The organism is Actinomadura sp. ATCC 39365 (genome assembly GCF_054392275.1).
Window position 1 is genome coordinate 816,273 of record NZ_CP184335.1, and the last position, 24,210, is coordinate 840,482.

At 73.1% G+C, this 24,210-nt stretch carries 24 protein-coding genes and 1 pseudogene; 13 read left to right on the forward strand and 12 right to left on the reverse strand.

Translation table 11 applies throughout. The features are described 5' to 3' along the window. The first annotated feature begins 213 nt into the window (after nucleotides 1-213). Together ACNF49_RS04475 and ACNF49_RS04480 are read left to right on the forward strand one after the other, a co-directional pair. Complete coding sequence (locus ACNF49_RS04475) at nucleotides 214-924, forward strand: DUF8832 domain-containing protein (protein WP_482942885.1); 711 nt, start codon at nucleotides 214-216, stop codon at nucleotides 922-924. Nucleotides 925-952: 28 nt separating this feature from the next. Then, nucleotides 953-3,166 carry a heavy metal translocating P-type ATPase gene (locus tag ACNF49_RS04480; protein WP_482942886.1) on the forward strand — a complete coding sequence of 738 codons (2,214 nt, stop codon included), beginning with the start codon at nucleotides 953-955 and terminating at the stop codon, nucleotides 3,164-3,166. A 69-nt stretch (nucleotides 3,167-3,235) separates the two neighbouring features. Here ACNF49_RS04480 and ACNF49_RS04485 read toward each other — a convergent pair whose 3' ends face one another. Beyond that, a complete protein-coding gene (locus tag ACNF49_RS04485) occupies nucleotides 3,236-4,399 on the reverse strand; it encodes an MFS transporter (protein ID WP_482942887.1) in 1,164 nt (387 codons plus the stop codon). Next, nucleotides 4,396-4,845, reverse strand: a complete 450-nt coding sequence (locus ACNF49_RS04490; RefSeq protein ID WP_357974181.1) for a carboxymuconolactone decarboxylase family protein — start codon at nucleotides 4,843-4,845, stop codon at nucleotides 4,396-4,398. The genes ACNF49_RS04485 and ACNF49_RS04490 overlap by 4 nt, the downstream gene beginning before the upstream one ends. A 67-nt stretch (nucleotides 4,846-4,912) precedes the next feature. Between ACNF49_RS04490 and pdxR the strand changes: the two genes are divergently transcribed. Next, entirely contained in the window at nucleotides 4,913-6,325 is a 1,413-nt protein-coding gene (gene pdxR, locus ACNF49_RS04495) for a MocR-like pyridoxine biosynthesis transcription factor PdxR (RefSeq protein ID WP_482942888.1), read from the forward strand. Here the strand turns inward: pdxR and ACNF49_RS04500 are convergent. Continuing rightward, the gene (locus ACNF49_RS04500; protein ID WP_357974175.1) at nucleotides 6,319-6,837 is read right to left on the reverse strand and encodes a universal stress protein; all 519 of its coding nucleotides are present in this window, start codon (nucleotides 6,835-6,837) and stop codon (nucleotides 6,319-6,321) included. The genes pdxR and ACNF49_RS04500 overlap by 7 nt on opposite strands. 126 nt (nucleotides 6,838-6,963) lie before the next feature. Between ACNF49_RS04500 and ACNF49_RS04505 the strand changes: the two genes are divergently transcribed. From ACNF49_RS04505 to ACNF49_RS04515, 3 genes are read left to right on the forward strand one after another with little or no spacing between them, the layout of a single operon-like run. Then, nucleotides 6,964-10,146 (forward strand): AfsR/SARP family transcriptional regulator, encoded by a 3,183-nt coding sequence (locus tag ACNF49_RS04505; RefSeq protein ID WP_482942889.1) that lies wholly within the window; start codon nucleotides 6,964-6,966, stop codon nucleotides 10,144-10,146. 35 nt (nucleotides 10,147-10,181) lie between these two features. Continuing rightward, nucleotides 10,182-10,343 carry a hypothetical protein gene (locus tag ACNF49_RS04510; RefSeq protein WP_185844989.1) on the forward strand — a complete coding sequence of 54 codons (162 nt, stop codon included), beginning with the start codon at nucleotides 10,182-10,184 and terminating at the stop codon, nucleotides 10,341-10,343. A 49-nt stretch (nucleotides 10,344-10,392) separates the two neighbouring features. Then, entirely contained in the window at nucleotides 10,393-12,987 is a 2,595-nt protein-coding gene (locus ACNF49_RS04515; protein ID WP_482942890.1) for a LuxR C-terminal-related transcriptional regulator, read from the forward strand. Here the strand turns inward: ACNF49_RS04515 and ACNF49_RS04520 are convergent. After that, nucleotides 12,984-13,676 (reverse strand): hypothetical protein, encoded by a 693-nt coding sequence (locus ACNF49_RS04520; protein WP_482942891.1) that lies wholly within the window; start codon nucleotides 13,674-13,676, stop codon nucleotides 12,984-12,986. The two genes, ACNF49_RS04515 and ACNF49_RS04520, sit on opposite strands and share 4 nt — an antisense overlap. Nucleotides 13,677-13,827: 151 nt before the next feature. Here ACNF49_RS04520 and ACNF49_RS04525 point away from each other — a divergent pair, with 151 nt between their 5' ends. Continuing rightward, the gene (locus ACNF49_RS04525) at nucleotides 13,828-15,207 is read left to right on the forward strand and encodes an MFS transporter (protein WP_482942892.1); all 1,380 of its coding nucleotides are present in this window, start codon (nucleotides 13,828-13,830) and stop codon (nucleotides 15,205-15,207) included. A gap of 21 nt (nucleotides 15,208-15,228) precedes the next feature. On the opposite strand, the gene ACNF49_RS04530 is transcribed toward ACNF49_RS04525, so the two are convergent. Next, nucleotides 15,229-16,557: an aminotransferase class I/II-fold pyridoxal phosphate-dependent enzyme gene (locus ACNF49_RS04530; RefSeq protein WP_482942893.1), complete on the reverse strand. Its 1,329-nt coding sequence runs from the start codon at nucleotides 16,555-16,557 to the stop codon at nucleotides 15,229-15,231. 45 nt (nucleotides 16,558-16,602) lie between these two features. On the opposite strand from ACNF49_RS04530, the gene ACNF49_RS04535 reads away from it, so the two are divergent. After that, nucleotides 16,603-17,226 (forward strand): FMN-binding negative transcriptional regulator, encoded by a 624-nt coding sequence (locus ACNF49_RS04535; protein WP_482942894.1) that lies wholly within the window; start codon nucleotides 16,603-16,605, stop codon nucleotides 17,224-17,226. Here the strand turns inward: ACNF49_RS04535 and ACNF49_RS04540 are convergent. Then, nucleotides 17,204-17,617, reverse strand: a complete 414-nt coding sequence (locus ACNF49_RS04540; protein WP_482942895.1) for a GmrSD restriction endonuclease domain-containing protein — start codon at nucleotides 17,615-17,617, stop codon at nucleotides 17,204-17,206. The two genes, ACNF49_RS04535 and ACNF49_RS04540, sit on opposite strands and share 23 nt — an antisense overlap. A 97-nt stretch (nucleotides 17,618-17,714) precedes the next feature. Here ACNF49_RS04540 and ACNF49_RS04545 point away from each other — a divergent pair, with 97 nt between their 5' ends. After that, complete coding sequence (locus tag ACNF49_RS04545; RefSeq protein WP_357974151.1) at nucleotides 17,715-18,191, forward strand: GbsR/MarR family transcriptional regulator; 477 nt, start codon at nucleotides 17,715-17,717, stop codon at nucleotides 18,189-18,191. On the opposite strand, the gene ACNF49_RS04550 is transcribed toward ACNF49_RS04545, so the two are convergent. Both ACNF49_RS04550 and ACNF49_RS04555 read right to left on the reverse strand, forming a co-directional pair. Next, nucleotides 18,188-18,412, reverse strand: a complete 225-nt coding sequence (locus ACNF49_RS04550; RefSeq protein ID WP_357974147.1) for a helix-turn-helix transcriptional regulator — start codon at nucleotides 18,410-18,412, stop codon at nucleotides 18,188-18,190. The genes ACNF49_RS04545 and ACNF49_RS04550 overlap by 4 nt on opposite strands. A gap of 2 nt (nucleotides 18,413-18,414) precedes the next feature. Further along, nucleotides 18,415-18,834, reverse strand: a complete 420-nt coding sequence (locus ACNF49_RS04555; RefSeq protein ID WP_482942896.1) for a hypothetical protein — start codon at nucleotides 18,832-18,834, stop codon at nucleotides 18,415-18,417. Nucleotides 18,835-19,073: 239 nt separating this feature from the next. Here ACNF49_RS04555 and ACNF49_RS04560 point away from each other — a divergent pair, with 239 nt between their 5' ends. Next, nucleotides 19,074-19,403: a CU044_2847 family protein gene (locus tag ACNF49_RS04560; protein ID WP_482942897.1), complete on the forward strand. Its 330-nt coding sequence runs from the start codon at nucleotides 19,074-19,076 to the stop codon at nucleotides 19,401-19,403. A 27-nt stretch (nucleotides 19,404-19,430) separates the two neighbouring features. Here ACNF49_RS04560 and ACNF49_RS04565 read toward each other — a convergent pair whose 3' ends face one another. Further along, nucleotides 19,431-19,820: a YybH family protein gene (locus ACNF49_RS04565; protein WP_482942898.1), complete on the reverse strand. Its 390-nt coding sequence runs from the start codon at nucleotides 19,818-19,820 to the stop codon at nucleotides 19,431-19,433. Nucleotides 19,821-19,891: 71 nt separating this feature from the next. Next, on the reverse strand, nucleotides 19,892-20,467 hold the full coding sequence (locus tag ACNF49_RS04570; protein WP_482942899.1) for a TetR/AcrR family transcriptional regulator: 576 nt from the start codon (nucleotides 20,465-20,467) through the stop codon (nucleotides 19,892-19,894). An 88-nt stretch (nucleotides 20,468-20,555) separates the two neighbouring features. Here ACNF49_RS04570 and ACNF49_RS04575 point away from each other — a divergent pair, with 88 nt between their 5' ends. Next, on the forward strand, nucleotides 20,556-20,927 hold the full coding sequence (locus tag ACNF49_RS04575) for a DUF4267 domain-containing protein (protein ID WP_357974132.1): 372 nt from the start codon (nucleotides 20,556-20,558) through the stop codon (nucleotides 20,925-20,927). A 16-nt stretch (nucleotides 20,928-20,943) separates the two neighbouring features. Here the strand turns inward: ACNF49_RS04575 and ACNF49_RS04580 are convergent, their stop codons facing one another. Then, nucleotides 20,944-22,206, reverse strand: coding sequence for an MFS transporter (locus ACNF49_RS04580; RefSeq protein WP_482942900.1), 1,263 nt, complete (start codon nucleotides 22,204-22,206; stop codon nucleotides 20,944-20,946). Between the two features lie 51 nt (nucleotides 22,207-22,257). Further along, entirely contained in the window at nucleotides 22,258-22,614 is a 357-nt protein-coding gene (locus ACNF49_RS04585; protein WP_482942901.1) for a hypothetical protein, read from the reverse strand. Between the two features lie 848 nt (nucleotides 22,615-23,462). Here ACNF49_RS04585 and ACNF49_RS04590 point away from each other — a divergent pair. Next, nucleotides 23,463-23,891, forward strand: a complete 429-nt coding sequence (locus ACNF49_RS04590; RefSeq protein ID WP_482942902.1) for a flavoprotein — start codon at nucleotides 23,463-23,465, stop codon at nucleotides 23,889-23,891. A gap of 121 nt (nucleotides 23,892-24,012) precedes the next feature. After that, a pseudogene (locus ACNF49_RS04595) lies at nucleotides 24,013-24,198 on the forward strand (helix-turn-helix domain-containing protein); the annotation flags it as partial. Nucleotides 24,199-24,210: the final 12 nt, after the last annotated feature.

Consider the following 24,210-nt stretch of genomic DNA (forward strand, 5'->3'; position numbering starts at 1 on the left):
CTCCTACGCCCTGGGGCTCGCCGTCGTCTTCGGCGGGGCCCTGGGCGTGGGCCGGGCGGTCGGCCCGGTGGCCGAGGAACAGCCGACGCAGAGCCACGCCGCCATGGAGAAGGGCCAAGATGCCCTGAAAGGCCGAGAGGGCCGAGAGGGCCAAGACGGCCAGGAGCACGAGGCGCCGGAGCAGGCGTCCAGTGACACCCCCGGGGGCTGCAAGTGTCGCAGAACGGATACACCCTCAACCCGCTGACCCCGATCGAGACCGGCAAGGCCACCGACTTCCGCTTCGCGGTGACCGGCCCGAACGGCCGTCCGGTGACCGACTACCAGGTGGAGCACGACAAGAAGCTGCACTTCATCGTGGTCTCCCGTGACCTGACGACCTTCCTCCACCTGCATCCGGAGATGACGCCCGACGGCATCTGGTCGGTCGGGCTGACGCTGCCGGAGGCGGGGGCGTACCGGGCCTTCGCCGACTTCGCCCCGACCGGCGGCGAGAAGCTGACGCTCGGCGCCGACCTGCAGGCCGCCGGCGACTACCGGCCGAAGCCGCTGCCCGAGGCGAGCCGCTCCTCGAAGGTCGGCGACTACACTGTGAGCCTCGACGGAGACCTGGTCCCCGGGCGGGCGAGCAAGCTCACCCTCTCGGTGAGCAAAGACGGCGAGCCGGTCACCGACCTGCAGCCCTACCTGGGCGCGTACGGACACCTGGTCGCCCTCCGCGCCGGTGACCTGGCCTACCTGCACGTGCACCCGGAGCAGAGCGAGAAGGCCGGTCCGCAGATCACCTTCTACGCCGAGGTGCCGAGCATCGGCGACTACCGGCTGTTCCTCGACTTCAAGCACGGGGACGAGGTCCGTACCGCGGACTTCACCGTGCGCGCCACGCAGGGCGCCGCGGAACCGTCGGCCCCCCACGGCCACTGAACACCGAGACGTTGAGAAAGGAGAGGTGATGTCTTCCCTCATCGAGGAAAAGGCCGTCGAACTCGCGATCGGCGGAATGACGTGCGCGTCCTGCGCCAACCGCATCGAGCGCAAGCTGAACAAGCTTGACGGCGTGACCGCGACGGTCAACTACGCGACGGAGAAGGCGAAGGTCACCTTTCCCGACGGGCTCGACCCCCAGGCGCTGATCAGCGAGGTGGAGAAGGCGGGCTACACCGCCGCGCTCCCGGTCGCCAAGGAGCGGGAAGAGCAGGCCGGGCAGGCCGAGCCCGCCGACGAGCTGCGTCCGCTGCGCGACCGGCTGATCGCCGCCGTCACGCTGAGCGTGCCGGTGATCGCGATGGCGATGGTCCCGGCGCTGCAGTTCACGAACTGGCAGTGGTTGTCGCTGGTGCTGGCCGCGCCGGTCGTGGTCTACGCGGGCTGGCCGTTCCACAAGGCCGCCTGGACGAACCTGCGCCACGGCGCCGCGACCATGGACACGCTGATCTCCATCGGCACGCTGGCCGCGCTCGGCTGGTCGCTGTGGGCGCTGTTCTTCGGCACGGCGGGCACGCCGGGCATGACGCACCCGTTCGAGCTGACCATCGAGCGCACCGACGGTTCGGGCAACATCTACCTGGAGGCCGCGGCGGGGGTGACCGCGTTCATCCTGGCCGGGCGCTACTTCGAGTCGCGTTCCAAGCGGCGGGCGGGGGCCGCGCTGCGGGCCCTGATGGAGCTGGGCGCCAAGGACGTCGAGCTGGCCGACGGGCGGCGGGTGCCGGTCGAGCAGCTCAAGGCGGGCGACACCTTCGTCGTGCGGCCGGGTGAGAAGATCGCGACCGACGGTGTGATCGAGGAGGGCACCTCCGCGGTCGACGCCTCGATGCTGACCGGCGAGTCCGTGCCCGTCGAGGTGCGTCCCGGCGACACCGTCACCGGCGCGACCGTGAACGCGGGCGGCCGGTTGGTGGTGCGGGCCACCCGGGTCGGCGCGGACACGCAGCTCGCCCAGATGGCCAAGCTGGTCGAGGACGCCCAGACGGGCAAGGCCGAGGTGCAGCGGCTGGCCGACCGCGTGTCGGGCATCTTCGTGCCGATCGTGATCGCGCTGGCCCTGGGCACCCTGGGCTTCTGGCTCGGCACCGGCAACGGCGCGGGGGCCGCGTTCACCGCCGCGGTGGCCGTGCTGATCATCGCCTGCCCGTGCGCGCTCGGCCTGGCCACGCCCACGGCGCTGCTGGTCGGCACCGGCCGGGGCGCGCAGCTCGGCATCCTGATCAAGGGTCCGGAAGTGCTGGAGTCCACCCGCCGCATCGACACCATCGTCCTGGACAAGACCGGCACGGTCACCGAGGGCAAGATGACGCTGGTCGGCGTGCACCTGGCCGAGGGCGAGAGCCGCGAGGAGGTGCTGCGGCTGGCCGGCGCCATCGAGCACGCCTCCGAGCACCCGATCGCCCAGGCCATCGCCAGGGAGGCGAACTCCGACGCGACCGTGGAGGACTTCGCCAACGTCGAGGGCCTCGGCGTGCAGGGCATCGTGGACGGGCACGCGGTCCTGGTGGGCCGGCCGAGGCTGCTGGCCGAGTGGTCGCAGCACCTGCCCGCCGGCCTGGCGGCCACCCTTGAGGAGGAGCAGGCGAAGGGCCGCACGGTGGTCGCGGCCGGCTGGGACGGCAAGGCCAGGGCACTGCTGGTGGTGTCCGACGTGGTCAAGGAGACCAGCGCGGAGGCCATCGCCAGGCTGCGCACGCTGGGCCTCACCCCGGTCCTGCTGACCGGCGACAACGAGGCCGTCGCCCGGCAGGTCGCGGACGAGGTCGGCATCGACGAGGTGATCGCCGAGGTGCTGCCCGCCGACAAGGTGGACGTGGTCAAGCGGCTGCAGTCGGAGGGCAAGGTCGTGGCGATGGCCGGCGACGGCGTCAACGACGCGGCCGCGCTCGCCCAGGCCGACCTGGGCCTGGCCATGGGCACCGGCACGGACGCCGCCATCGAGGCGTCCGACTTGACCCTGGTCAGGGGCGACCTGCTGGTGGCCGCCGACGCGATCAGGCTCTCCCGCCGGACGCTCGGCACGATCAAGGGCAACCTGTTCTGGGCCTTCGCCTACAACGTGGCCGCCCTGCCGCTGGCCGCCCTCGGCCTGCTCAACCCGATGATCGCGGGGGCCGCGATGGCCTTCTCCAGCGTGTTCGTGGTCAGCAACAGCCTGCGGCTACGCCGCTTCAAGTGACCGCCAAGGCCCTACGCCGGTTCAGGTGACCGCCAAGGCCCTACGCCGGTTCGAGTGACCGCCAAGGCCCTACGCCGGTTCGAGTGACCGCTGAGCCCATCTGACGGCCGGTGCCATCGCGGCGCCGGCCGTCATGAACGCCAGCCCCAGCAGCAACCAGCCCACGGTCCCGCCGTCGAGCACGAGCGTGGTGAGCACGGCCGGGCCGAGCATCCTCGCCACGGCCGTGCCGGTGCCGAAGAAGCCCTGGTACTGGCCCTGCCTGTCGTCGGGGGCCAGACCGAAGCCGATCTCCCAGGACCCCGCGGCCAGCAGCATCTCCCCCGCGACCTGCAGACAACCCGCCGCGATCAGGAAGACCCAGCCGTACGGGCTGAGGGCGAACACCGCGCACGCGGCGAACAGCACGACACCCGCCCGGCGCACGGCCGTGGACGCGTCCCGCAGGTCGCGCACCCGGCGGGCCACGCGTACCTGGAAGAGCAGCACGCTGCCGGTGTTGAGCACGAGCAGCACCGAGACCAGCCAGGCGGGCCCGGACGTGCGCTGCGCGATCCACAGCGGCACCACGAGGCTGAGCAGCGGCATGTAGAACAGCATCACCGCGTTGATCATCGTGACCAGCGCGTACGGCCGGTCCCTGAGCACGGCCAGCCGCGGTCCCGGCGCGGCGGGCGCGGGCCGCACGGCGGGCAGCCGGAGCAGGACCAGCGCGGCCACCAGGAAGCTCAGGGCGTCGAGCGTGAACACCGCGACGTATCCGGCACGGGTGCCGACGGCCAGCGCGACGCCGCCCAGCGCGGCCCCCACGGCCATGCCGCCGTTGAGCGTGGACTGCAGCACCGCCCGCACGACCGTGCGGCGCGCCGGCTCGACCAGCCCGGCCAGCAGGGCCTGCCGGGCCGCCGACAGCCCGGTCTGCGCGGTTCCGTAGACGCAGGCGACCAGCAGGAACAGCGCGAACGAGCGGACGAACACGAACGAGCCGGCCGCCACCGCGGTCGTGAGCGCGAGCAGCACCGCCACGCCGCGCGGCCCCCGCCGGTCGGCCAGGTGCCCGAGCGGCACCCCCGCCACCGAGCCGACCGCCCAGCCCAGCGTGAGGCCGAGGCCGATCTCGGTGGCCGACAGCCCCACGACGTCGGCGAAGTAGAGCGCCGAGGTGACCAGGTACGCGCCGTCGCCGATGGAGTTGGCGAGCTGCGCGGCGGCGAGGACCCGCTGGGTTCTCATGACTTGTATGACTCCGGGGTCATCCGGGTGGCGACGCCCATCCTGTTCCAGGCGTTGATGGTGGCCACGGCCACGGTCAGCGCGGCCAGCTGCTGCTCGTCGAAGTGCGCGGCGGCCTGCGCCCAGACCTCGTCGGTGACGTCGTCGGTGGACAGGCGGGTGGCGGCCTCGGTGAAGGCCAGCGCGGCGCGTTCCTGCGGGGTGAAGAAGGGCGCCTCGCGCCAGACGGCCACGGCGTGCAGCCTGGCGTCGCTCTCCCCCGCCTGCTTGGCGTCGGTGCTGTGCATGTCCACGCAGTAGACGCAGCCGTTGATCTGGCTGGCGCGCAGCCGTACGAGTTCGAGGAGGGGCTTGGGGAGGGTGCTCTGTGCCACGAACCGGTCCAGGCCGGCCATCGCCCTGTAGGCCTCGCCGGCGAACTTCCCGAGTTCCATGCGTTCGGTCATGTGCCCATTTTGGCCGCCCTCTTGTCCCGATATAAGCTCCAATTTCCGCCAAGTTGATTGGGCCAAGTTGGACGTTCACATCAGCCTCCGAGGGCGCGGTGACCTGGCCGCACAGGTCTACCGGCAGCTGCTCGACGCCATACTCGACGGGCGCCTGCGCTCGGGCGAGCGGCTGCCGCCGACCAGGGAGCTGGCCGGCCGGCTGGAGATCTCCAGGAACACGGTGGCGGTGGCCTACGACCGGCTGGTGGCCGACGGCTTCCTGGTCGGCCGGGCGGGGGCGGGCACGTTCGTGTCGGCCGAGCCGGTGCGCGGCCGAGCCGCGCCCAAGGGGGTGGTCAGGCCGCGGGCGTTCTGGCGGGAGCTCGGGGCGACCGTCCGGGTGCCGCCCGCCCGGTACGACTTCCGCGTCGGCGTGCCGGACGCGCGGCTGTTCCCGATGGAGACCTGGCGCAGGCTGGTGGCCAGGGAGCTCAGGGTGGGCCTGGCGACGTACGAGGATTCGTCCGGCTATGAGCCTCTACGTGATGCTATTTCGCGTCATATCGGGATCAGTCGGTCGGTTCACGCGGGGCCCGACGACGTCCTGATCACCAACGGCGCTCAGCAGGCCCTCGACCTCGTCGGACGCGTCCTCATCGAGCCCGGCACGACCGTCGCCGTCGAGGAGCCCGGCTACCCGCCCGCCCGCCGATTGTTCAGCTCCCTCGGCGCCCGCGTGATCGGCGTGCCCGTCGACGCCGAGGGCCTGGACGTGGCGGCCATCCCCCGCTCGGCGAGCCTGGTCTACGTCACGCCCTCGCACCAGTTCCCGCTGGGCACGCCCATGTCGCTGGCCCGCCGCGCCGCCCTGCTCGCCTGGGCCGAGCGCCGCGCCGCCGTGGTGATCGAGGACGACTACGACAGCGAGTTCCGCTTCGGCGAACGTCCGCTCGAACCCCTGCAGAGCCTCGACCGGTCAGGCCGGGTGATCTACGTGGGCTCGTTCTCCAAGACCCTGCTGCCCATGCTCAGGCTCGGCTTCCTCGTCGCCCCCGCCTCGCTCGGCCCGGCCCTGCGCGCCGCGCGGCAGCTCTCCGACTGGCACGGCGACGTGCCCACGCAGGCCGCCCTGGCCCGTTTCATCGACGAGGGCCTGCTGGCCAGGCACATCAGGAAGGCGACCCGCGAGTACGCCGCCCGGCACGACCTGGTCACCGCGACGCTGGCCGGGGACGAGCGGCTGCGCCTGATCCCGTCCGCCGCGGGCCTGCACGTGTGCGCCCGCCTGGCCCCCGGCGTGTCCCTGGGCCCCGGGCCGGACCTGGCCGTCGAGCAGCTCGACGCCTACTGCGGCGAGACCCCGGCACAGCCGGGCCTGGTCCTCGGTTACGGCGCGATCGGGCCGCACGACATCGTCCCGGGCCTGCGCCTGCTCACCGACAACCTGAAGACCGCCGACCTGAAGACGACCGACCTGAAGACGGCGCCCGGTCAGTAGTTGCGCCGGCTCCAGAACCGCCGCGCCCGCTCGCCCGACAGCTCCGGATCGTCCGGCGGCGAGGGCTGCTGCACGATGACGACGGTCGTCTTGGCGTGACGGGCGCAGTACATGCTGGTGGAGGGCAGCAGGATCCTGCTGAGCAGCCGGCGCCGGCCCCGGCCGAGCACCAGCAGGTCGCCCTCGCGGGCCAGATCGACGAGGTGGTAGCCGGGGTCGCCGACCTTGCTGAGCGTCGCCACGCGCAGGTCGTCGGGCACGCCCCCGGCGACGTCCTCGAACACGCCCGCGATCACCTCCGCGCAGCGGGACTCCTCGCCCTGCCGGATCGCGTGCTGCACGGGCAGCGCCTCGGGAAAGGGATGGACGGGCGCACGACTGACGTGAACGGCCACCAGAGCCATCCGGTGCAGCCTGGCCGCGCCGATGGCCCAGGCGAGTGCCCAACGCGAGGCCGGGGACTCGTCCACCCCCACGATCAGCCTCACACCGCCAGGCAGATCCTGTTCCACGGTGCCTCCTGGAAATGAAGTACGACCATAGTGCGCCAACCGGCCAGTTACCGGGAGGTGGCACTTTGCGAACTCTGGAGTCCCCCGCGAGCCCGGGCGTAGCATGCGGGGGTGGAACGAGGGTGGGTGCAACCCCGTCCCGCCCTCGACCGGCGGCTCGACGGGGCGCTTACGCACAGGCTCACCACGCTCGTGGCCTCTACAGGCTACGGGAAGTCGATCGCGCTCGCCGGGTGGAGCCACGCCGTGGGCGGCGTTCTGCACCTGCTCGGGCCCGCCGACCGCGACCTGCCGACGCTGGCGGGCTCGGTGGCGTCGGCGCTGGCCGAGGCCGTCCCGGGGTTGCCCGCCGACCTGCTGGCCGCGGCCGGGGCGCCGCTCGGCCCCGGCGCCGACGAGCTGTCCAGGGCCGCCGCGCTGGCGGGCGCGCTGGCCGAGGCGCTGGCCCGGCGGCTGACCAGGGGGCTGGCGCTGGTCTTCGACGGCGTCGACGCGATCACCGGCGCGCCCGGCTCGGTGCGTTACGTCGAGACGCTGGTCCGCGCCGCGCCCCGGCACCTGCACCTGGTCACCGCCTCACGGGCGCCGCTGCCGTTCCCGACGGCCCGGCTGCGCCAGGACCACGAGGTGCTCGACCTCGACGCCACCGACCTCGCGCTCACCCCGTCCGAGACCGCCGCCTGGGCCAGGGAGCGGCTGGGCGAGCAGGGGGCCGGCATCGCCGCCAGGCTGCACGAGGCGTGCGCGGGGTGGCCGGCCGCCGTCCAGGCCGCCCTTGACACGCTGGCCCGCGAGGAGCCGGCGAGCTGGCCGCGTACCGCGGCGAGCCTGGCCGCCAACTCGGCCACGCTCGAACACCTGACGCTCGCCGCGTTCAAGGACCTGCCGGCGGGCATGCGGGAGCTGCTGCGCGCGGCGACCGTCCTGCCGGTGCTGACCGCCGGCCTGGCCGCCACGCTCGGCGCGCCGCCCGACACGCTCGCGGCCCTGACCAGCCGCGGCCTGTTCATCGAGGCCGACCAGGACGGCCACCGGCTGACCTCCACCAGCAGGCACGTCCTGGCCAGGCACGCCCCGCTCGACCGGCACGAGGCCCACGACGTGGCCGCGGTCGCCGCCCGCTGGTACGTCGAGCACGACCAGCCCGAGCTGGCCCTGCGCGCCGCCGTCGCGACCGCCCACCCCGACCTCGCCGCGTCGCTGCTCAACTCCCACGGCCCCCGCCTGGCCGAACGCGGCGACGTGATCGCGGCGCTCGACCTGCTGCCCGAGCAGGCCAGAGGCTCGCCGCCGATGCTCAGGCTGGCCGGCATCGCCGAGCAGAACCGCGGCCACTGGACCCGCGCCCACGACCTGCTGGCCCGCGTCGCCGACGGCCCCGCCTTCGACGCGTTCGTGGCCAGGCGGCTCGGCTTCATCGACCACCTGCGCGGCGACCTCGACGCCGCCATGACGATGTACGCCAAGGGTCACGCCTACGGCTCGCCGCCCGCCGACGCCGCCATGTGCGCCGCCTCCATGGCCTCGGTGCTGTGGCTGAAGGGCGACCGGGCGGGCTGCGCCGAGCTGGCCGACCGGGCGCTGGAGCAGGCCGGCGGCCTCGGCGACCCCGGCGCGCTGGCGATGACCAACACGGTGCTGGCCATGCTCGCCGCCCTCGACGGCGACCGCCGCGCCAACGACGCCTATTACCTGCGCGCGCTGGAGTACGCCGAACGCGCCGGCGACGTCGTCCAGCTCATCAGGATCCGGGCCAACCGGGCCTCCCGCCATCTGGACGAGGGCGCCTACGCCGAGGCGCTGGCCGAGACGGAGGCCGCGAGCAGGCTGTGCGACCTGGTGTCGTTCGCGCCGTACGCCGCGCTCAACGTGGCCAACCGGGCCAAGGCGCTGGTCGGGCTCGGCCGGCTGGAGGAGTCGGCGATCGACGCCGCCGACGCGGTGGCCAGGTGGGAGGCGATGGGGTCGCGGCTGGTCAGCGTCGGGCTGGTCCGGCTGGGCGAGATCCACGCGCTGCGCGGCGACCGCGGGCAGGCGGCCGCCGTCTACCGCCGGGTGATCGCCGAGACCGGCCCGCTGGGCGAGGTGCAGACCCGCTCCAACGCGCTCAACGCGCTGGCCGAGCTGCTGGCCGAGGACGATCCCGAGGAGGCGTCCGAGGTGGCCGAGCAGGCGCTCGCGCACGCCGGCGGCATCGCCGGGGTCTCCGCGCGGGTGGCCGCGGCGCACGTGGCCCTGGCCGCCGGCCGTCGCGAGGAGGCCGCCCGGCTGGTCGGCGAGACCTTGCCGATCGCCGTGGAGCGCAGGGACCACGCGGCCCAGGCCGTGCTGCACGAGCTGCGCGCCCGGCTCGACGGCGATCCGGCGCAGGCCGACGAGGCGGTGCGCAGGTGGGCAGCACTCGGCGACCCGATCGGGCGGGCCAGGGCCGAGCTGGTGCGGGCGGCCCTGTCCGACCCGGTGAGCGGGGGTGAGGTGGCCGTACGGGTGCGCGAGCGGATGCACGCGATCGGCTGCCGGGCGCTCGACGACCGGATCGACGAGCTGATCGCCCGCGCGGCGCCCGCGCCGGGGGCGGCGGTGGTGATCGAGACCATGGGAACGTTCCGGGTGCTGCGCGGCGCGGTGCCGGTCCCGCGTACGGCCTGGCAGTCACGTAAGGCCCGCGACCTGCTGAAGATCCTGGTCAGCCGCCGGGGCGGCGCGATCAGCAGGGAGCGGCTGGTGGAGATCCTGTGGCCCGAGCAGCGGGACGACGCGGTCGGGCTGCGGCGGCTCAACGTCATGGTGTCCACGCTGCGCGCGGTGCTCGACCCGGCCCACGAACGGCCCGCCGACGACGTCGTGGTCTCCGAGGAGGGCGCGCTGCGCCTGGACCTGGCGCACGCCGACGTCGACGTGGAGCGCTTCCTCGACCTGACCGCCGGAGCCGTAGGCCTGGAGCAGGCCGGCCGCGCCGCCGAGGCGCTGGAGCGTTGGACGGCGGCCGAGAGCGCGTACGGCGGCGAGTTCTGCGAGGAGGACCCCTACGCCGACTGGGCGGTGGGCCTGCGCGAACAGGCGCGGCTGGCCTACGTGCAGGCGGCCGCCCGGCTGGCCGCGGCGCGCACCCGCGAACGGCGCTACGACGAGGCCGCCCGCTACTGGCTGCGCCTGCTGGAGCGCGACGGCTACGACGAGCGCGCCCACCTGGGCCTGGTGCGCGTGCTCGACCTGGCGGGCCGGCGCGGCGACGCCCGCAGGCGTTACCACCTCTACGCCGAGCGCATGCGGGAGCTGGAGGTCGAACCCGCGCCCTACCCCACCTGAACCAGACCTGAACCGTCCGGGGTGATGGTGATCCGATGAGGACGGTCATCGTACGGCTGGTCGAGCCCGAGCAATCCGGCGGCCAGCTCCGCGGGCTGCTCGAAGAGGTGGGGGGCGAGCCGGTGCCGTTCAGCGGGGCCGACGCCGTGATCACCCTGTTGCTGAACGCGGCCGGCCTGAACCGCGATCCCGCCTGAACCTCGCGCGAACCTCGGCTCGCCACCATCTGTGGTGAGAGGAGGCACGATGAGCGAGCAACTGGGGAGTGGATGGCCGTTCGTCGGGCGAGGGGGATCGATCGCGACCGTGCGCGCGGCGCTGCGGTCGGGAGCAGGCGCGATGATCGCCGGTGAGGCGGGCGTCGGCAAGAGCAGGCTGGCCGCGCAGGCGCTGGCCGGGCTCGACGGGTACGAGGTCGTGCGCGTGCTGGGCACGGAGGCCGCGTCGATGATCCCGTTCGGGGCGTTCGCCCATGTGTTGACGGGTCCGCCGCAGGGCGGCGAGAACCTGCTGCGCTGGGCCGCGCGGCACCTGCGCAGGGGAGAGGGAGAACTGCTGGTGAGCGTGGACGACGCCCACCGGCTCGACGCGGCGTCGGCGGCGCTGGTGCACTACCTGGCCGCGGGTGGGGAGGCCAGGGTGCTGGTCACGGTGCGTACGGGCGGCCCGCTGCCCGCGCCGGTGGCCGCGCTGTGGAAGGACGAGCTGCTGACCAGGGTCGAGCTGCCGCCGCTCGGCCGCGACGAGGTCGGCCAGGTGCTGGCGGGCGCGCTCGGCGGCGAGGTGGCGGCGGGGACCGTCCGTCATCTGGCGGCCGTCACCGGCGGGAACGTGCTCTACCTGCGCGAGGTCGTGCACGCCGGACGCACGTCCGGCTGCCTGGCCGAGAGCGGCGGCGAGTGGCGCTGGCGGGGCGAGCTGTCGATGACGACCCGGCTGCGCGAGCTGGTCGGCGCCCGGATCGGCCACCTGGACCAGGACGAGCGGGAGGTGCTGGAGCTGGTGGCGTTCGGCGCGCCGGTGGGCGCGGAGCTGCTGGTCGCGCTGACCTCGCCGCGCGCGGTCGAGCGGGTCGAGGCCCGCGGCCTGGTCACGGTCACCGGCGACGGCAGGCGCGAGCAGGTACGCCTCGGCCACCCCCTGTACGGCGAGGTGGTCCGCGGCGACTGCGGCACCCTGCGGGCCAGGCGGCGGCTGCGGACGCTGGCCGAGGCCCTGGAGGCCAGCGGCCTGCGACGGCGCGAGGACGAGCTGCGCGCGGCCGTCTGGCGGCTGGACAGCGGGTCGGCCGCCGCGCCGGAGATGTTGTTGTCGGCCGCGGGCCTGGCCTGGGCCAGGCGTGACCCGCGGTTGGCCGCCCGGCTGGCCAGGGCCGCGATCGAGGCGGGCGCGGGCGTGCCGGCGGTCGCGCTGCTCGGCCAGGTGCTGATGGTGCTGGGCGACCAGGACGCGGCGCTGGCGGCGTTGCGGCAGGCGGCCAGGAACGCCGTCACCGAGGGCGAGCGCGCCCAGCACGCCTTCAGCCTGGGCATGAACCTCGCCTGGGCGGGCACGGACGCCGAGGCGTGCCGGGTGCTCGACCGGGCGGCCGAGTCCCTGACCGATCCGGCCTGGCGGCAGGAGGCGCACGTCTACCGGGGCGTCGCCGACTTCTTCGCCGGTCGGCTGGCCGGGGCCGCGGAGGCGCTGACGCGGGCGCGCGCGTGCGAGCCGATGACCGTGCGCGGCGCGGCGCACGCGGCCGCGCTGGAGTCCTGGACCGACGCCTACTCCGGGCGTACGGAGAGCGCACTCGCCGTGGCCGGGCGGGCCCTGGCGGGCAGGAACGACTGGGACGACGACGCCCCGCACGCGCTGCCGGCGCTGCTGGACGCGCGCTGCGCCGCCCAGGTGTTCTCCGGCCGCCTGGACGCGGCGGCGCGGACGGCCACGGAGGGCATGGAGGGCATGGAGCCGGCGGCGGCCGAGCTGTCGGTGTCGGGGTTCGGGGCGTACCGGGCGATGGTCGGCAGGCTGCGCGGCGACGCGGCCGGCGCGGCCCGCTGGGCCAGGGAGGACGCGGCCCGGTTGCCGCCCGGGACGCCGTACCGGGGGCGGTGCCTGGCCGAGCTGGCCCACGCGCGGGCGCTGCTGGGGGAGACGGCGGCGGCGCGGGCCGCGCTGGCCGAGGCCGAGGGGCCGGCCTCGCGGTGGGCGTTCACCCGGCAGCCGGTGTTGCAGGCCGCGGTCTGGGTGACGGCCTCGGCGGGCGACCTGGACCAGGCGGTGAGCCTGTGCCTGACGGCCGCCGGGCTGGCCGAGCGGCACGAGCAGTTCGGGCACCTGATGTTCGCGCTGCACGACCTGGTGCGGCTGGGCGCGCCCGCCCTGGCGGCCCGGCGGCTGGCCGCGCTCGCCGAACGGGTGGACGGGCCGCTGGCCGGGCTGTTCGCCCGGCACGCGCGGGCCGCGGGCGACCCCGCCGAGCTGCGGGACGTCGCCGCCGAGTTCGAACGGCTCGGCCTGATCCTGTACGCCGCCGAGGCCCTCGCCCAGGAGTCGGCGGCCCACCGCCGGGACGGCCGGGGCACGCTGGCCAAAGGGGCTCAGACCAGGGCATGGGCGCTGGCCAGGCGATGCCCGGGGGTCTCGACGCCCGCGCTGGTCGAGCTGGCCACGCCGGAGCTCACGCCGCGCCAGCGGGAGATCGTCAAGCTGGCTGCGGCCGGGCTGACGAACCGCCAGATCGCCGACCGGCTGACGCTGTCCACCCGTACGGCGGCCAACCATCTGCAGGCCGCCTACGAGAAGCTGGGGGTCAACGACCGCACGCAGGTGGGCCGCCTGCTGGCGGCGCTTTAGATCAGGCCGAGGAGGCCGGCGTACAGGGCCTGGCGGTCGCCGCCCGTCATGGCCCGGTACGGCTCGGCCGCCCGCCGGTTCGTGTCGGCCTCGATCGCGGCCCGCACGGGACCGTCCTTCAGCGCGACGATCCCGGCCGCGGTCAGCCCGGCCGCGCGCCAGGACTCGGCGTGCGCGTCGGCCCGGTGGTAGCGCAGCGCGGCGAGCCGGTTGAACAGCAGCAGGCCGGCGGGGGCGGCGTCCGGCTCGTACGGCGGCGCCATCACCTCCAGGGCGCCGCCCGGCACGCGTACGGCCCGGTCGAGCACCCCGCCCACCGACACGGCGAGACCGGCCACGTCATGGCCCGCCCAGACGCGGCCGGCCGCCTCGGCGTGCGCGGCGTACAGGCCGTCCACGAACGCCCGCCCCTCGGAGGTGAGCCGCAACGCCCCGGCGGAGTCCCGTTCAAGCGTGCCCTCGCGCAGGTGGACGCCGACGCCTTCGGTGACGTCGCCGTACCGGTAGACGGCGGCGAGCGCGGCCGTGGTCACCGGGCGCAGGGGAAGCACGAAGCGCAGGTCGTTGAGGAGGCCGCAGGTCAGGCCGGAGCGCTCGGCCAGGTCCAGGACGGCTCCGCGGGCGGCGGCGTGCACGTCGACGTGGGCCGCGTCGACGACGGGGGCGATCGCCGCGGCAAACTCCCCCAACCCCTGAAATTTCGGCATTGAGCGTCATTATGGCGCTCAATCCGTAGCCCATCAGCAGGAAACCGTAATCGCCGGGCTCCAGGGTGAGGTCAACCGTCCGGCGTCCGCCGGTGTTCTTCCACCGCCCGGTTCCTCTCCCCTGGAGTCCCTGATGTCCCTCCGTCCTCGCTGGGCGGCCCTGCCCGTGGTGCTGGTCGCGGTGTTCATGACCACGCTGGACTTCTTCGTCGCGAACGTGGCCGTGCCCTCGATCCGCGCCGACCTGGGAGCGGGCGACGCGGCGAGCCAGTTCGTGGTGGCGGGGTACGGGCTGGCGTACGCCGCGGGCCTGATCGTCTCGGGACGGCTCGGCGACCTGTACGGGCCGCGCCGCCTCTTCGCCACCGGGCTGGCCCTGTTCACGCTCGCCTCGGCGGCCTGCGGCGGCGCGCCGGACGCCGCCGCGCTCGTGCTCGCCCGGGTGGCGCAGGGCGTCGCGGCGGCGCTGCTCGCGCCGCAGGTCCTGACGCTGATCGGGACGCTGTTCCCGGGCGCGGGCCGGGCCAGGGCGTTCGGCTGGTACGGCACGGTGGTGGGCCTGGCCGGGATGAGCGGCCAGGTCGTGGGCGGGCTGGTGGTGGCCGCCGATCCCCTCGGGCTCGGCTGGCGGGCGTGCTTCCTGGTCAACGTGCCGATCGGCCTGGCGGCGCTGGCGCTGACCGGGCGGCTGGTCCCCCGCGTCGCCGGGGCCGGGTCGCGTGCGGGGCTGGACCTGCCGGGGGCGGCGCTGGTCGCGGCGGGGCTGGCGGGCGTCGTGCTACCGCTGGTCCAGGGCCGCGAGGAGGGCTGGCCGGAGTGGACGTGGCCGTGCCTGGGCGGCGCGGCGCTCACGCTGGCGGCGTTCGTCCGGCGGCAGCGGCGGCTGGCGGCGACCGGCCGGGAACCGCTGCTGGACCTGGAGGTGTTCGGCGAGAAGGGGTTCACGGCCGGGCTGGCGGCGGTCGCGCTGCTGTTCGGCACCTCCGCGGGCCTGTCGTTCGTGCTCGCCCTCCACCTCCAGGACGGCCTCGGCCTCGGCCCCCTGGCCGCCGGGGCGGTGTGCACGGCGCTGAACGCCGGTTTCTTCCTGGCCTCGCCGCGCTCGGCCCGGGTGCCGCGCCCGGCCGGCCCGCTGGCGCTGCTGCTCGGGCTCGGGCTGCTCCTCCAGGCGGGGGAGTCGCCGTACCTGGTGGCGGGCGCGCTGCTGGTGGCGGGGGCGGGGATGGGGCTGATCATGTCGCCGCTGCTGTCCTCGGTCCTCGCGTCCGTACGCCGGGAGCGCGCGGGTGCGGCGGCCGGGGTGCTGGGGACCGTCCAGGAGACCGGCGGCGTGCTCGGCGGCACGGTCACCGGCGCGGTGTTCTTCGGCTCCCTGGACGCCGGCTGGCCCGCGGCCACCAGGGCGGCCCTGCTCGTGCTCATCGTGGGTGCGCTGGGCGTGCTGGCCCACTCGGTACGCCGCCCGCGCCGCCCCGAGCCGTGCCCGGCGATGTCCCTGGAGCCGAACCGCTGATCGCGGGGCCCGTCCAGGCCGTCAGCCGTACCGGCCGGCCGTGGGCGGACGCAGGGCGGCGGCCAGGTCGTCGGCCAGGCCCGGCAGCTCGTCGGGCCTCAGCGTGGAGACCGTCAGCCGCAGCGCGGGCGGCGTGCGGACGCGGTTGCGGGCGCCGGGCGCGGCGGCCCAGCCGAGGGCCAGCAGCCGGGTGACGGCGGTGGTCTCGTCGGCGACCGGGACCCAGACGTTGAGCCCGCTGCGGCCGTGCGCCCGCAGGCCACGCGCGGCCAGCGCGTCGATCAGGCCGTCCCGCCGCCCGGCGTACGCGGCGGCGACGGCCGCGGTGTCCACAGCCTGTGCACGCCACAGGTGGGCGACCGCGCGCTGCAGCAGATGGCTGACCCAGCCCGCGGCCAGCCGCTGCCGGCCGCGCAGCCGGTCGAGCGTGACGGGATCGCCGGTGACCAGCGCCAGCCGCAGATCGGGGCCGAACGCCTTGGCCGTCGAGCGGGTGAGCAGCCAGCAGGTGGTCACGCCGGCCAGGGGATGGAGGGGGAGGTCCACCAGGCTCGCGCCGTGGTCGTCCTCGATCAGCACCACGTCGGGGCGGGTGGCGAGCAGGGCACGCAGGTCAGCGGCCCGCCGGGCGGTGACGGCCGCGCCGGTGGGGTTCTGGGCGCGGGCGGTGATCACCACCGCTCGTACGCCCGCCCGCAACGCCCGGTCGAGCTCGTCCGGCAGCGGGCCCTCGTCGTCCAGCCGCATCGGGACCGGCCGCAGCCCCAGAGCGGCGACCAGGTCGAGCAGGGCCGTCCAGCCGGGATCCTCGACGCCGATCGCGTCGCCGGGACGAAGGTGGGCGTTCAGGACTCGTTCCACCGCGTCGAGGGTGCCGGAGGTGATCGCCAGCGGCGCGGCGGGCACGCCGTCCGCACGCAGGCGGGCGGCGGCCAGGAAGAGCAGCTCCTCGTCGTCGCCCGTGCCGTACATGGCCGGGCGCTGCTCGTGCGCCCTGGCGGCGGCGGCGAGCGCCTCGTGCAGCGGCGGCAGCAGGGCCGGGTCGGGGTTGCCGTGCGACAGGTCGCGCACGCCCGGCGGCACCTCGATGCGGATCTCCTCGCGGGTCGTGGTGGCCGGGCGCGGCCGGACCCGCGTGCCGCGCCGGCCCGCCGTCTCGACGATCCCGCGCTCCCGCAGCAGCCGGTACGCGGCCGCGGCGGTGTTCGGGCTGACCTCGGCCGTGGCGGCCACCTCGCGCACCGGCGGCAGGTGCATCCCGGGAGGCAGCAGGCCCGCGGACACGGCGGCCTCGACGCCGGCCGCGATCTCGCTGGCCGTCCCACCGACGATCCTGTATGTTTCTGACACAAAATACATTATGTACTAATACAAAGCCCGCCGGGAGGATTTCACGTGCTCATTCATCCCTGGGACGCGGCACGGGACGACGACGAGTGGCGCGCCTGGCTGGCCACCCGCGACTTCGGCCAGCTGGCCGCGAACGGCCCCGACGGCGGTCCGCCCGTCGTCGTCCCCACCCACTTCCTCTTCGACGGCGCCGCGGAGGTGCTGCTCCACCTGGCCAGGCCCAACCCGGTGTGGGCGGCGATCGAGCGCGATCCGGCGGTCCTGCTGAGCGTGCACGACGACTACGCCTACATCCCCGGCGGATGGCGGACGGGCGACCCCGAGACCGGCGTGCCCACCAGCTATTACGCCTCCGTCCAGCTCACCTGCCGGGCCGAGGTGGTGGACGACGCCGAGGGCAAGGCCGAGATCCTGCGCCGCCAGCTCGCCCACTTCCAGCCCGACGGCGCGCACGGCGTCGTGGCGGCCGGAGATGGGCCCTACCACCGGCAGCTGCCCGGCCTGCGCGGGCTGCGGCTGTCGGTGGTGGAGGCGCGCGCGAAGTTCAAGTACGACGGCCGCCACCCCGTCGAGGCCCGCGAGCGCGTCGCCGGCCTGCTGGCCGAGCGCGGCCTGCCGGGCGACGCCGGAGCCAGGGAGCAGCAGCTCAGGCGGATGGCTGAGCGCTGAAGCAGGTGCGCAACATGCGGATGAGGGCCCGTTTCTCCCGGTAGGTGATGGTCAGCCCGTAGTGGTGCTTCACGGTGATCCAGGCCCGCGCGTACGTGCACCAGTACGACCTGCGCGGCGGCCGCCAGGTCGCCGGGCTGCTGCCGGCCTTGTCCAGGTTGACCGACTCGCTGACGGCGATGAGCTCGGGCCTGGTGAGATCGTTGGCGAACGCCTGCCGCCGTTCGTCGGTCCAGGCGTTCGCGCCGGAGACCCAGAGGCATGAACCGCTCGTGCGAATACCCCCCTCAGCGAACGCGCCTCGGCGACCACCAGCTCCCGCAACTCGCCCCGGGCGCGGACGACCGAGGTCGGCTCGGGCAGGACCAGGGGGAGGAGCAGCAGCGGCCACATGACGACGATCATGGATCCAGCATTAGCAGCCCACCCCTGGTTGCTCCTAGTATTTGACGACTCACACAGAGCGATGTCGATGGAGAGGGTCCCACATGCAGTCGCCGGGCGGTCCGGGCCGGGAGCAGCTGCTCGACTGGGTCGAGCGGGTGGCGGACTTCGTCTCCGAGGAGTGGGGGCTGGCTCCGATCACCGGCCGCGTCCTTGGCTGGCTCATGGTCTGCGACCCGCCCGCGCAGACGGCGTCCGACATCGCCGACGCCATCGGCGCGAGCCGCGCGTCGCTGACGACGACCATGCAGCTCCTGACGTCGATCCGGCTCGTCCACAAGTTGCGCAGGCCGGGGGAGCGCAACGTCTACTACCGGATCGAGGACGACGCCTGGTCGAAGGTCCTGCGCCAGAAACTGGCCGCGTTCACGGCCTTCGACGCGCTCGCCGAGGAGGGTCTGCGGCTCGGCTGGACGGACGAGGCCCAGACCGCCCGCATCCGCTCCGCGCACGACTCCATAGCGGCTGTCGCCACCGCTCTCGACAGCCTGTGGAAAACTGACGGGCCTGTGGATAACTAGCCTTCGGCGTCCGGATACTGGAAGACGTCGTCCAGGGGCACCCGGAACACCCGGGCGATCTGAAAGGCCACCTCAAGAGAGGGTGAATACCGGCCCTGCTCGATGGCGATGACGGTCTGCCGCGTGACGCCGACCCGCTGGGCCAGCTCGGCCTGCGTCATCTCCCCGTGCGCGAACCGCAGAGCCCTGATGGAGTTGGTGACCTTGGTCGGTTTGCCCATGCCTACAGGCCCCTCCGGTAGGCGACGAGCCGCAGCGGGGTGGCCACCAGAGTGGACAGGACGAGTGCGGCGTAGATGGCGTTGGCGATCCAGAAATGGTCGGCTTCCGCCATGGTCAGGCCAAGGGGGACCACCAGGGAGGCAGCGAGGACGACGCCTCCGACATGTTGGGCGGCACGGTTGATTTCCCTGTCTCGCACGTCGCTCTTGTGACTCTCGCTGGGCTTCACGATCTCGACCACGATACGGCCCGCGATCGACAGGACGATGCTGATCCCGATCGCCCACGCCATCGGCGCGACATAGGGGACGGCGCTGAGCGGGCCATCGCCGGCCCGGCCCAGAATGACGATGACGTAGGCCACATAACTGCCGACCGTCGCCACGAGATAGACCCAGGCGCCCTTTTCCTCGTACGACATCACAAGCAGGAAAGGTAAAACAATCTAGACATCGTGTCAATGATTTCAGACTTGTCCACCACTGTGGACAACCATCCCCATCCTGTGGATAACTTCGCGCCATTTGTGTGGCAGTCCGCGCGGGAGCCCTTTGCGCGGGAGCCCTTCGCGCGGGCCGGGCTCATCGCCGCGGCGAAAGCGCCTCCGCCGGGCGGGCCGGTCCACCATGCTTGCACCTGTCCCAGGACAGGAGGGCAACCATGCGCTACTTCCTCGAGGTCCCCCTCGACGACGGCGGCACCGTGCTCGTGGAGGTCAACGAGCGGCCCGGCGACGAGCCGCTCCCCGCCGGACGGGCCCGCGCGGCCGTCGAACGTATGCCGGAGGCTCTGGGCGCGGGCCTCCAGCGCGTCCAGGCCTTCGCCACCGACGTTTTGCGCCGCATGCGATCATGCCCGGAGCCGCCGGACGTGGTCGCGGTCGAGTTCGGGATGAAGCTGACCGCCAAGGCCGGGGTGGTCGTCGCCGAATCGACGGGGGAGGCCCACCTCAAGGTCACCGCGGAGTGGCGGAGACCGGAAGGCGGCTGATCCGGCCTTCCGTGGAGCGTGCGCGGGTCACGCCTTGATGGCCGTGCCCTGCGCCGAGACCAGCCGCCAGTTTCCGTCGGGGCCGGCGGCGTACACGTGCGTGTACCGGCTCCCGGCACTGAACGTGCTGCCATCGGGGTTCGTGAAGTTCATCCCCGTACGCCCCACGACGATCCCGACGTCCCCGATCACCCGCACGATGGCCTCGTCCGGGAACGAGTCGATCTTCGGGAACTGCAGGCTTCCCGACGTCACCAGGTCGAGCAGGACGTCCTTGCCGGCGACCGTCCCGTCCTCGACCCCCACCAGGACGAAGTCGTCCGTCAGCAGGTCCTTCAGGTGGTCGTGGTCGTTGGCCACCAGGGCGTCGAAGAAGCTCTGGTCCAGTTCGACCAGGGTGGTGCGGTGGGTGCTCACGGGCGTCGTCCGTTCTCGTCGATGTGCGGGCAACGAGGGTAGACGTTGACGCCGGTGACAAGGTCAAACCGTCAGGCCGCGAACCGCTTCAGCAGCAGCTCCAGCCGGCGTTCGTGCTGCTCGGCCGGCAGCCGCCTGCCGCGCATGAGCGTGACCAGCCCGTGCAGGGCGGCCCAGTAGGTCTCGGTGAGCAGCGGCAGGTCCTCCCCCTCGCCGACGTGCGGGCGCAGCCCCTCGACCAGCTCGCCGAACGCCGCGTGCAGGGCCGCGGGAGCCTCCGGCGTGGCGAACGGCAGGTCGACGTTCTGGCTGAAGATGACGTCGTAGAGCGCCGGACGCCGCTCGGCGAACGCCGTGTAGGCCGCACCGACGGCCGCCAGGGCGCTGCCGGCGTCGGGAGCCGCGGTACGGGCCGCGCGCAGCTCGTCCGCGAGGATCACGCAGCCCTCCACGGCCACGGCCGCCATGATCGCGCCCTTGCCCTTGAAGTGGCTGTACAGCACCGGCTGGCTGTACTCGATGCGCTCGGCCAGCCGCCGCGTCGTCACCGCCTCCCAGCCCTCGGCCTCGGCCAGCTCGCAGGCGGCCGTGATGATCAGCTTCTCGCGTTCGGCACGTTCGCGCTCCCGGCGCGCATGGATCGACATGCTCTGAATTCTAGCACCGCTAGCGCTTCTGTCATCGTTCTGCTAGCGTCGTCCTCGTTCCTAGCAACGCTAGCTCTTGGAGACGGACATGCTCACCACCATTGCCTACGGCCTCGCCATCGCCCTCAACCTGATGGTCGTGTTCATCGGCGCGCGCTTCCTGTTCGTCCCGGTCGCCGCGGCCGCCGGCTACGGCGTCCCCGCCAAGCAGGACGGCGACCGGGCCTACCTGACCATCAAGGGGCTGCGCGACGGCACGTACGGGCTGCTCGGCCTGGCCCTGCTGGCCTTCGTCGGCGCCCAGGCCGAAGCCTGGTTCATGCTGATCGTCGCGCTGCTCCCCCTGGGCGACACCCTGATCGTGCTCCGCAACGGCGGCACCAAGGCGGTCGCCTTCGGCGTGCACTTCGCGACCGCCGTCGCCCTCCTCGTCAACGCCGCCCTGCTCTTCGCCGTGTGACCCGGCGGTCCCGGAGCTACCCCGCCGTCGCCGTCCGTACGTCCCGCTCGATCTCCCGCCGGGACGTGCGCAACGGCGAGAACCACATGACCACCGGACCGGCCAGCATCCCGGCCGAGAACACGAGAAGCGTGCCGCGCATGCCGATCCCGCCGGCCAGCGCCCCGGCGAGGACCGCGCCGACCGGCGTGGCGGCCCAGGTGAGCCAGCGGGACGTGGCCGCCAGCCGGCCCTGCATGTCCTTGGGCGTCAGGAGCTGCCGCAGACTGCGCTGGGTGCTCTGGAAGACGAGCGTGACGATGATCATCAACGTCCACGAGACGCCCACCACGACCTGCCCGGCCAGGCCCGGCCCCACCAGCCCGATCGACCCGCTGCACAACGGGTACGCGAAGGCGGCCCCGAGCAGCACGCACGGCATGCCGTACCGGTCGGTGAGCGGCCCCGCGACCGCCCCGGCCGCCAGCCCGCCGGCCATGCTCACCCCGAACACCAGGCCGGTGGCCAGCCCCGACCAGCCGAGCTCCCGTACGACGTAGTTGACCTCCAGCGCGCTCAGCCCGGCGATGCAGAAGCTGACCGTGGCCATGTAGAGCACCAACGGCCCGATCACACGATGGCGGACGACGTACCGCAGCCCCTCCCCGATCTGCTCGCGCAGCCGAGGGGCCCGCTCCTTCCGCTCCGGTCTGGCCTCCGGCGACCGGATCAGCGCGAGTGCGAGCGCGCCTCCCAGGTAGGACAGCGCGTCGGCGAGCACCGCCTTGGCCGGCCCGAACAACGAGATCAGCACCCCGCCGACCGGCTGCCCCGCCATCCCCGCCACCGTGACCGTGCTGGTGAGCTTGGCGTTCCCCGCCATCAACCGCTCGGGCCCGAGCAACGTCAGCGGGTACGTCTGGTAGGCGGGCGTGAAGAACACCTCACACGTCGCGACCACCAGCGCCACGGCGTAGAGCTGCCCGGGCGTGAGCGTTCCGGCCACGGCCGCCAAGGGCACCGTCCCCATCGCACACCCCGACACCAGGAACGCGACGATCATCACCGGCCGCTTGCGCCACCGATCGCTCAGGGCCCCCGCCGGCAACGACGCGAACAGCACCGGCAACCGCCGCGCCGCCGTCAGCAGCCCGAGCTCCACCGGCGAGGCCTCCAGCATGAGCCCGGCGACCAGGGGTAACGCCAGATAGGAGATCTCGTTGCCGAGCGAACTGGTGGTCTGGCTGCTCCACAGGAGCACGAAATCCCGCTGCCGCCACAACGACCCCGCCCTCGACATCCGCGACATTCTGCCACCGCACGCCCGTCGCGGCGAAGGCCGTTTCCGGTGCTAACTCGCCAGCCACCCGAGGTCCGGCGCCGGGACGTCGAGGACCGCCCCTTCACGGATGTGCCAGCATCGCGCCTGACCGCGCTCGTCGGTGACCACGAAGACTCCCCGCGGCCGGTCCCCGTCCTCGTCGACCGGCGGGAGGACGGCCAGTTGCTCGACCCGGGCCCGGATCTCGTGCAGCGCGCCCTCTCTGACGTCGCCCCCGTAGAACAGGTAGAGCGTCCAGTTGAAGGGCTTCGCCGGCCACGCCCAGCCGCCGGAGTAGGGGTCGTCGTCCCCGATGATGCGCTCGGCGTCCGGCTTGTGAGCGAAGCCCAGCTCAAGCCACCCTCTGACCGAGACGTACATCCCCATGCCCCGATCCTACGAACACCCTGTGGACCGCCCCCCTGCCGCCGCCGATGCCTAACTCTGCGGTGGCTTCCAGATGAGAACGGCCCATCTGGCACCCTCGGGCGCCTCGACCTTGATGCTCCGGACAGCCACGTTGTCGGGGATCGTGCTGATGCGCACACCGTTGGGCCCGATGGAGCACTGATGAGGGAGCTGAGATCCGTCTATGCGGACCGTCATCGTCCCGCTTGCTCCGACGCAGTCGACCTCGAGGCGAAACGACGTGCCCATCTTGACCCTCGTGGTCCAGCGGCGGTTCTGCCCCTTCTCATCGACATGATGAAGCCAGACCTTGCCTTTGACGCCTTTCGAAAGATCCGCGAGCGCGCGATTGACAGCGGGTGGATCGATCAAAGCCCGAGGCGGCGATTCCCTTTCTGAGCTCTGCTGTCCTGGAAGCGAAATCGCACAACCACTCAGGAGCGAGGCGACGGCAATGGCCGCAACATATCTGCGCATATCACCCCCCAGTTGATCAACAAGGCTCCGGCAGCAAAACGCTCCGCACCAGCCACGTTCGCCGGATCATTCCGCCTGCCTCGCCCACCCAAGGGGCAAGCACGCCAAGGCCCTGGACTCAAGGCCGGAGCTCCCCAATGGGGGGAACGACCTTCAGCCCAGTCAGGGACGGCGGCCGATTCCTGCTCCTACCTGGGAAATCAGTCCGCTGAGATCCCGTGTCGTCCGAGCTCGTCCAGGGCGATTGTCACTCAGTTCGTCACTCACCGGCGAGCCTATTCCCGCTGGTCAGGGCCCATCACAGGCTAGTCGCTGTGAGTGGATATCAGCCTCTCATTAGGATCACGAGCATGGAACCCCACGAGGGCACGCGCGGCGTTCTCTACGTGATCGCATGTGCCGCACCTGCCGCCGCCGACCTCCACCGCCTGGTCCCCATGGCTCAGGCGGCCGGATGGCGGGTGCACGTGATCACCACGCCGATGGGCGAACGCTTCGTCAATGTTCCAGAGCTGGAGTGCCTGACCGGTGACCTGGTCCGCAGCACGTACCGCTTGCCGCAGGACCCCAAGGGGCTCCCTCCCGCCGACGCCGTGATCGTCGCTCCGGCCACGTTCAACACGATCAACAAATGGGCGAACGGCATCGCCGACACCTTCGCCGTCAGCCTGCTGTGCGAGGTGATGGGGTTCGGCGTCCCGATCCTGGCCGTTCCGCTGCTGAAGGACGCACTCGCCCGACACCTCGCCTTCCCGCGGAGCCTGGACACGCTTCGATAGATGGAGGTGCGGGTCCTGTTCGATCCAGCCGCTCCGCCGCAGTCCCGCATGCCATCCTGGGAACGCATCATGCAGGAGCTAGACGCCGTTGTCGGGGAGCGACAAACGCAGAGGTGATGGCATGGACGCCCACAAGGAGATCGGCCAGCGAATCGCTCGGGCACGCCGTCGCCGTGGACTGTCCCAGGCGGTCCTCTCCGGTCTCGTCGGCCGTTCCGAGAGCTGGCTGAGCCAGGTGGAGTGTGGGCAGCGCGCCGTGGACAACCACACCGTGGTCAATGCCCTCGCCGACATCCTCGGCCTGCCCGTGGCCGAACTG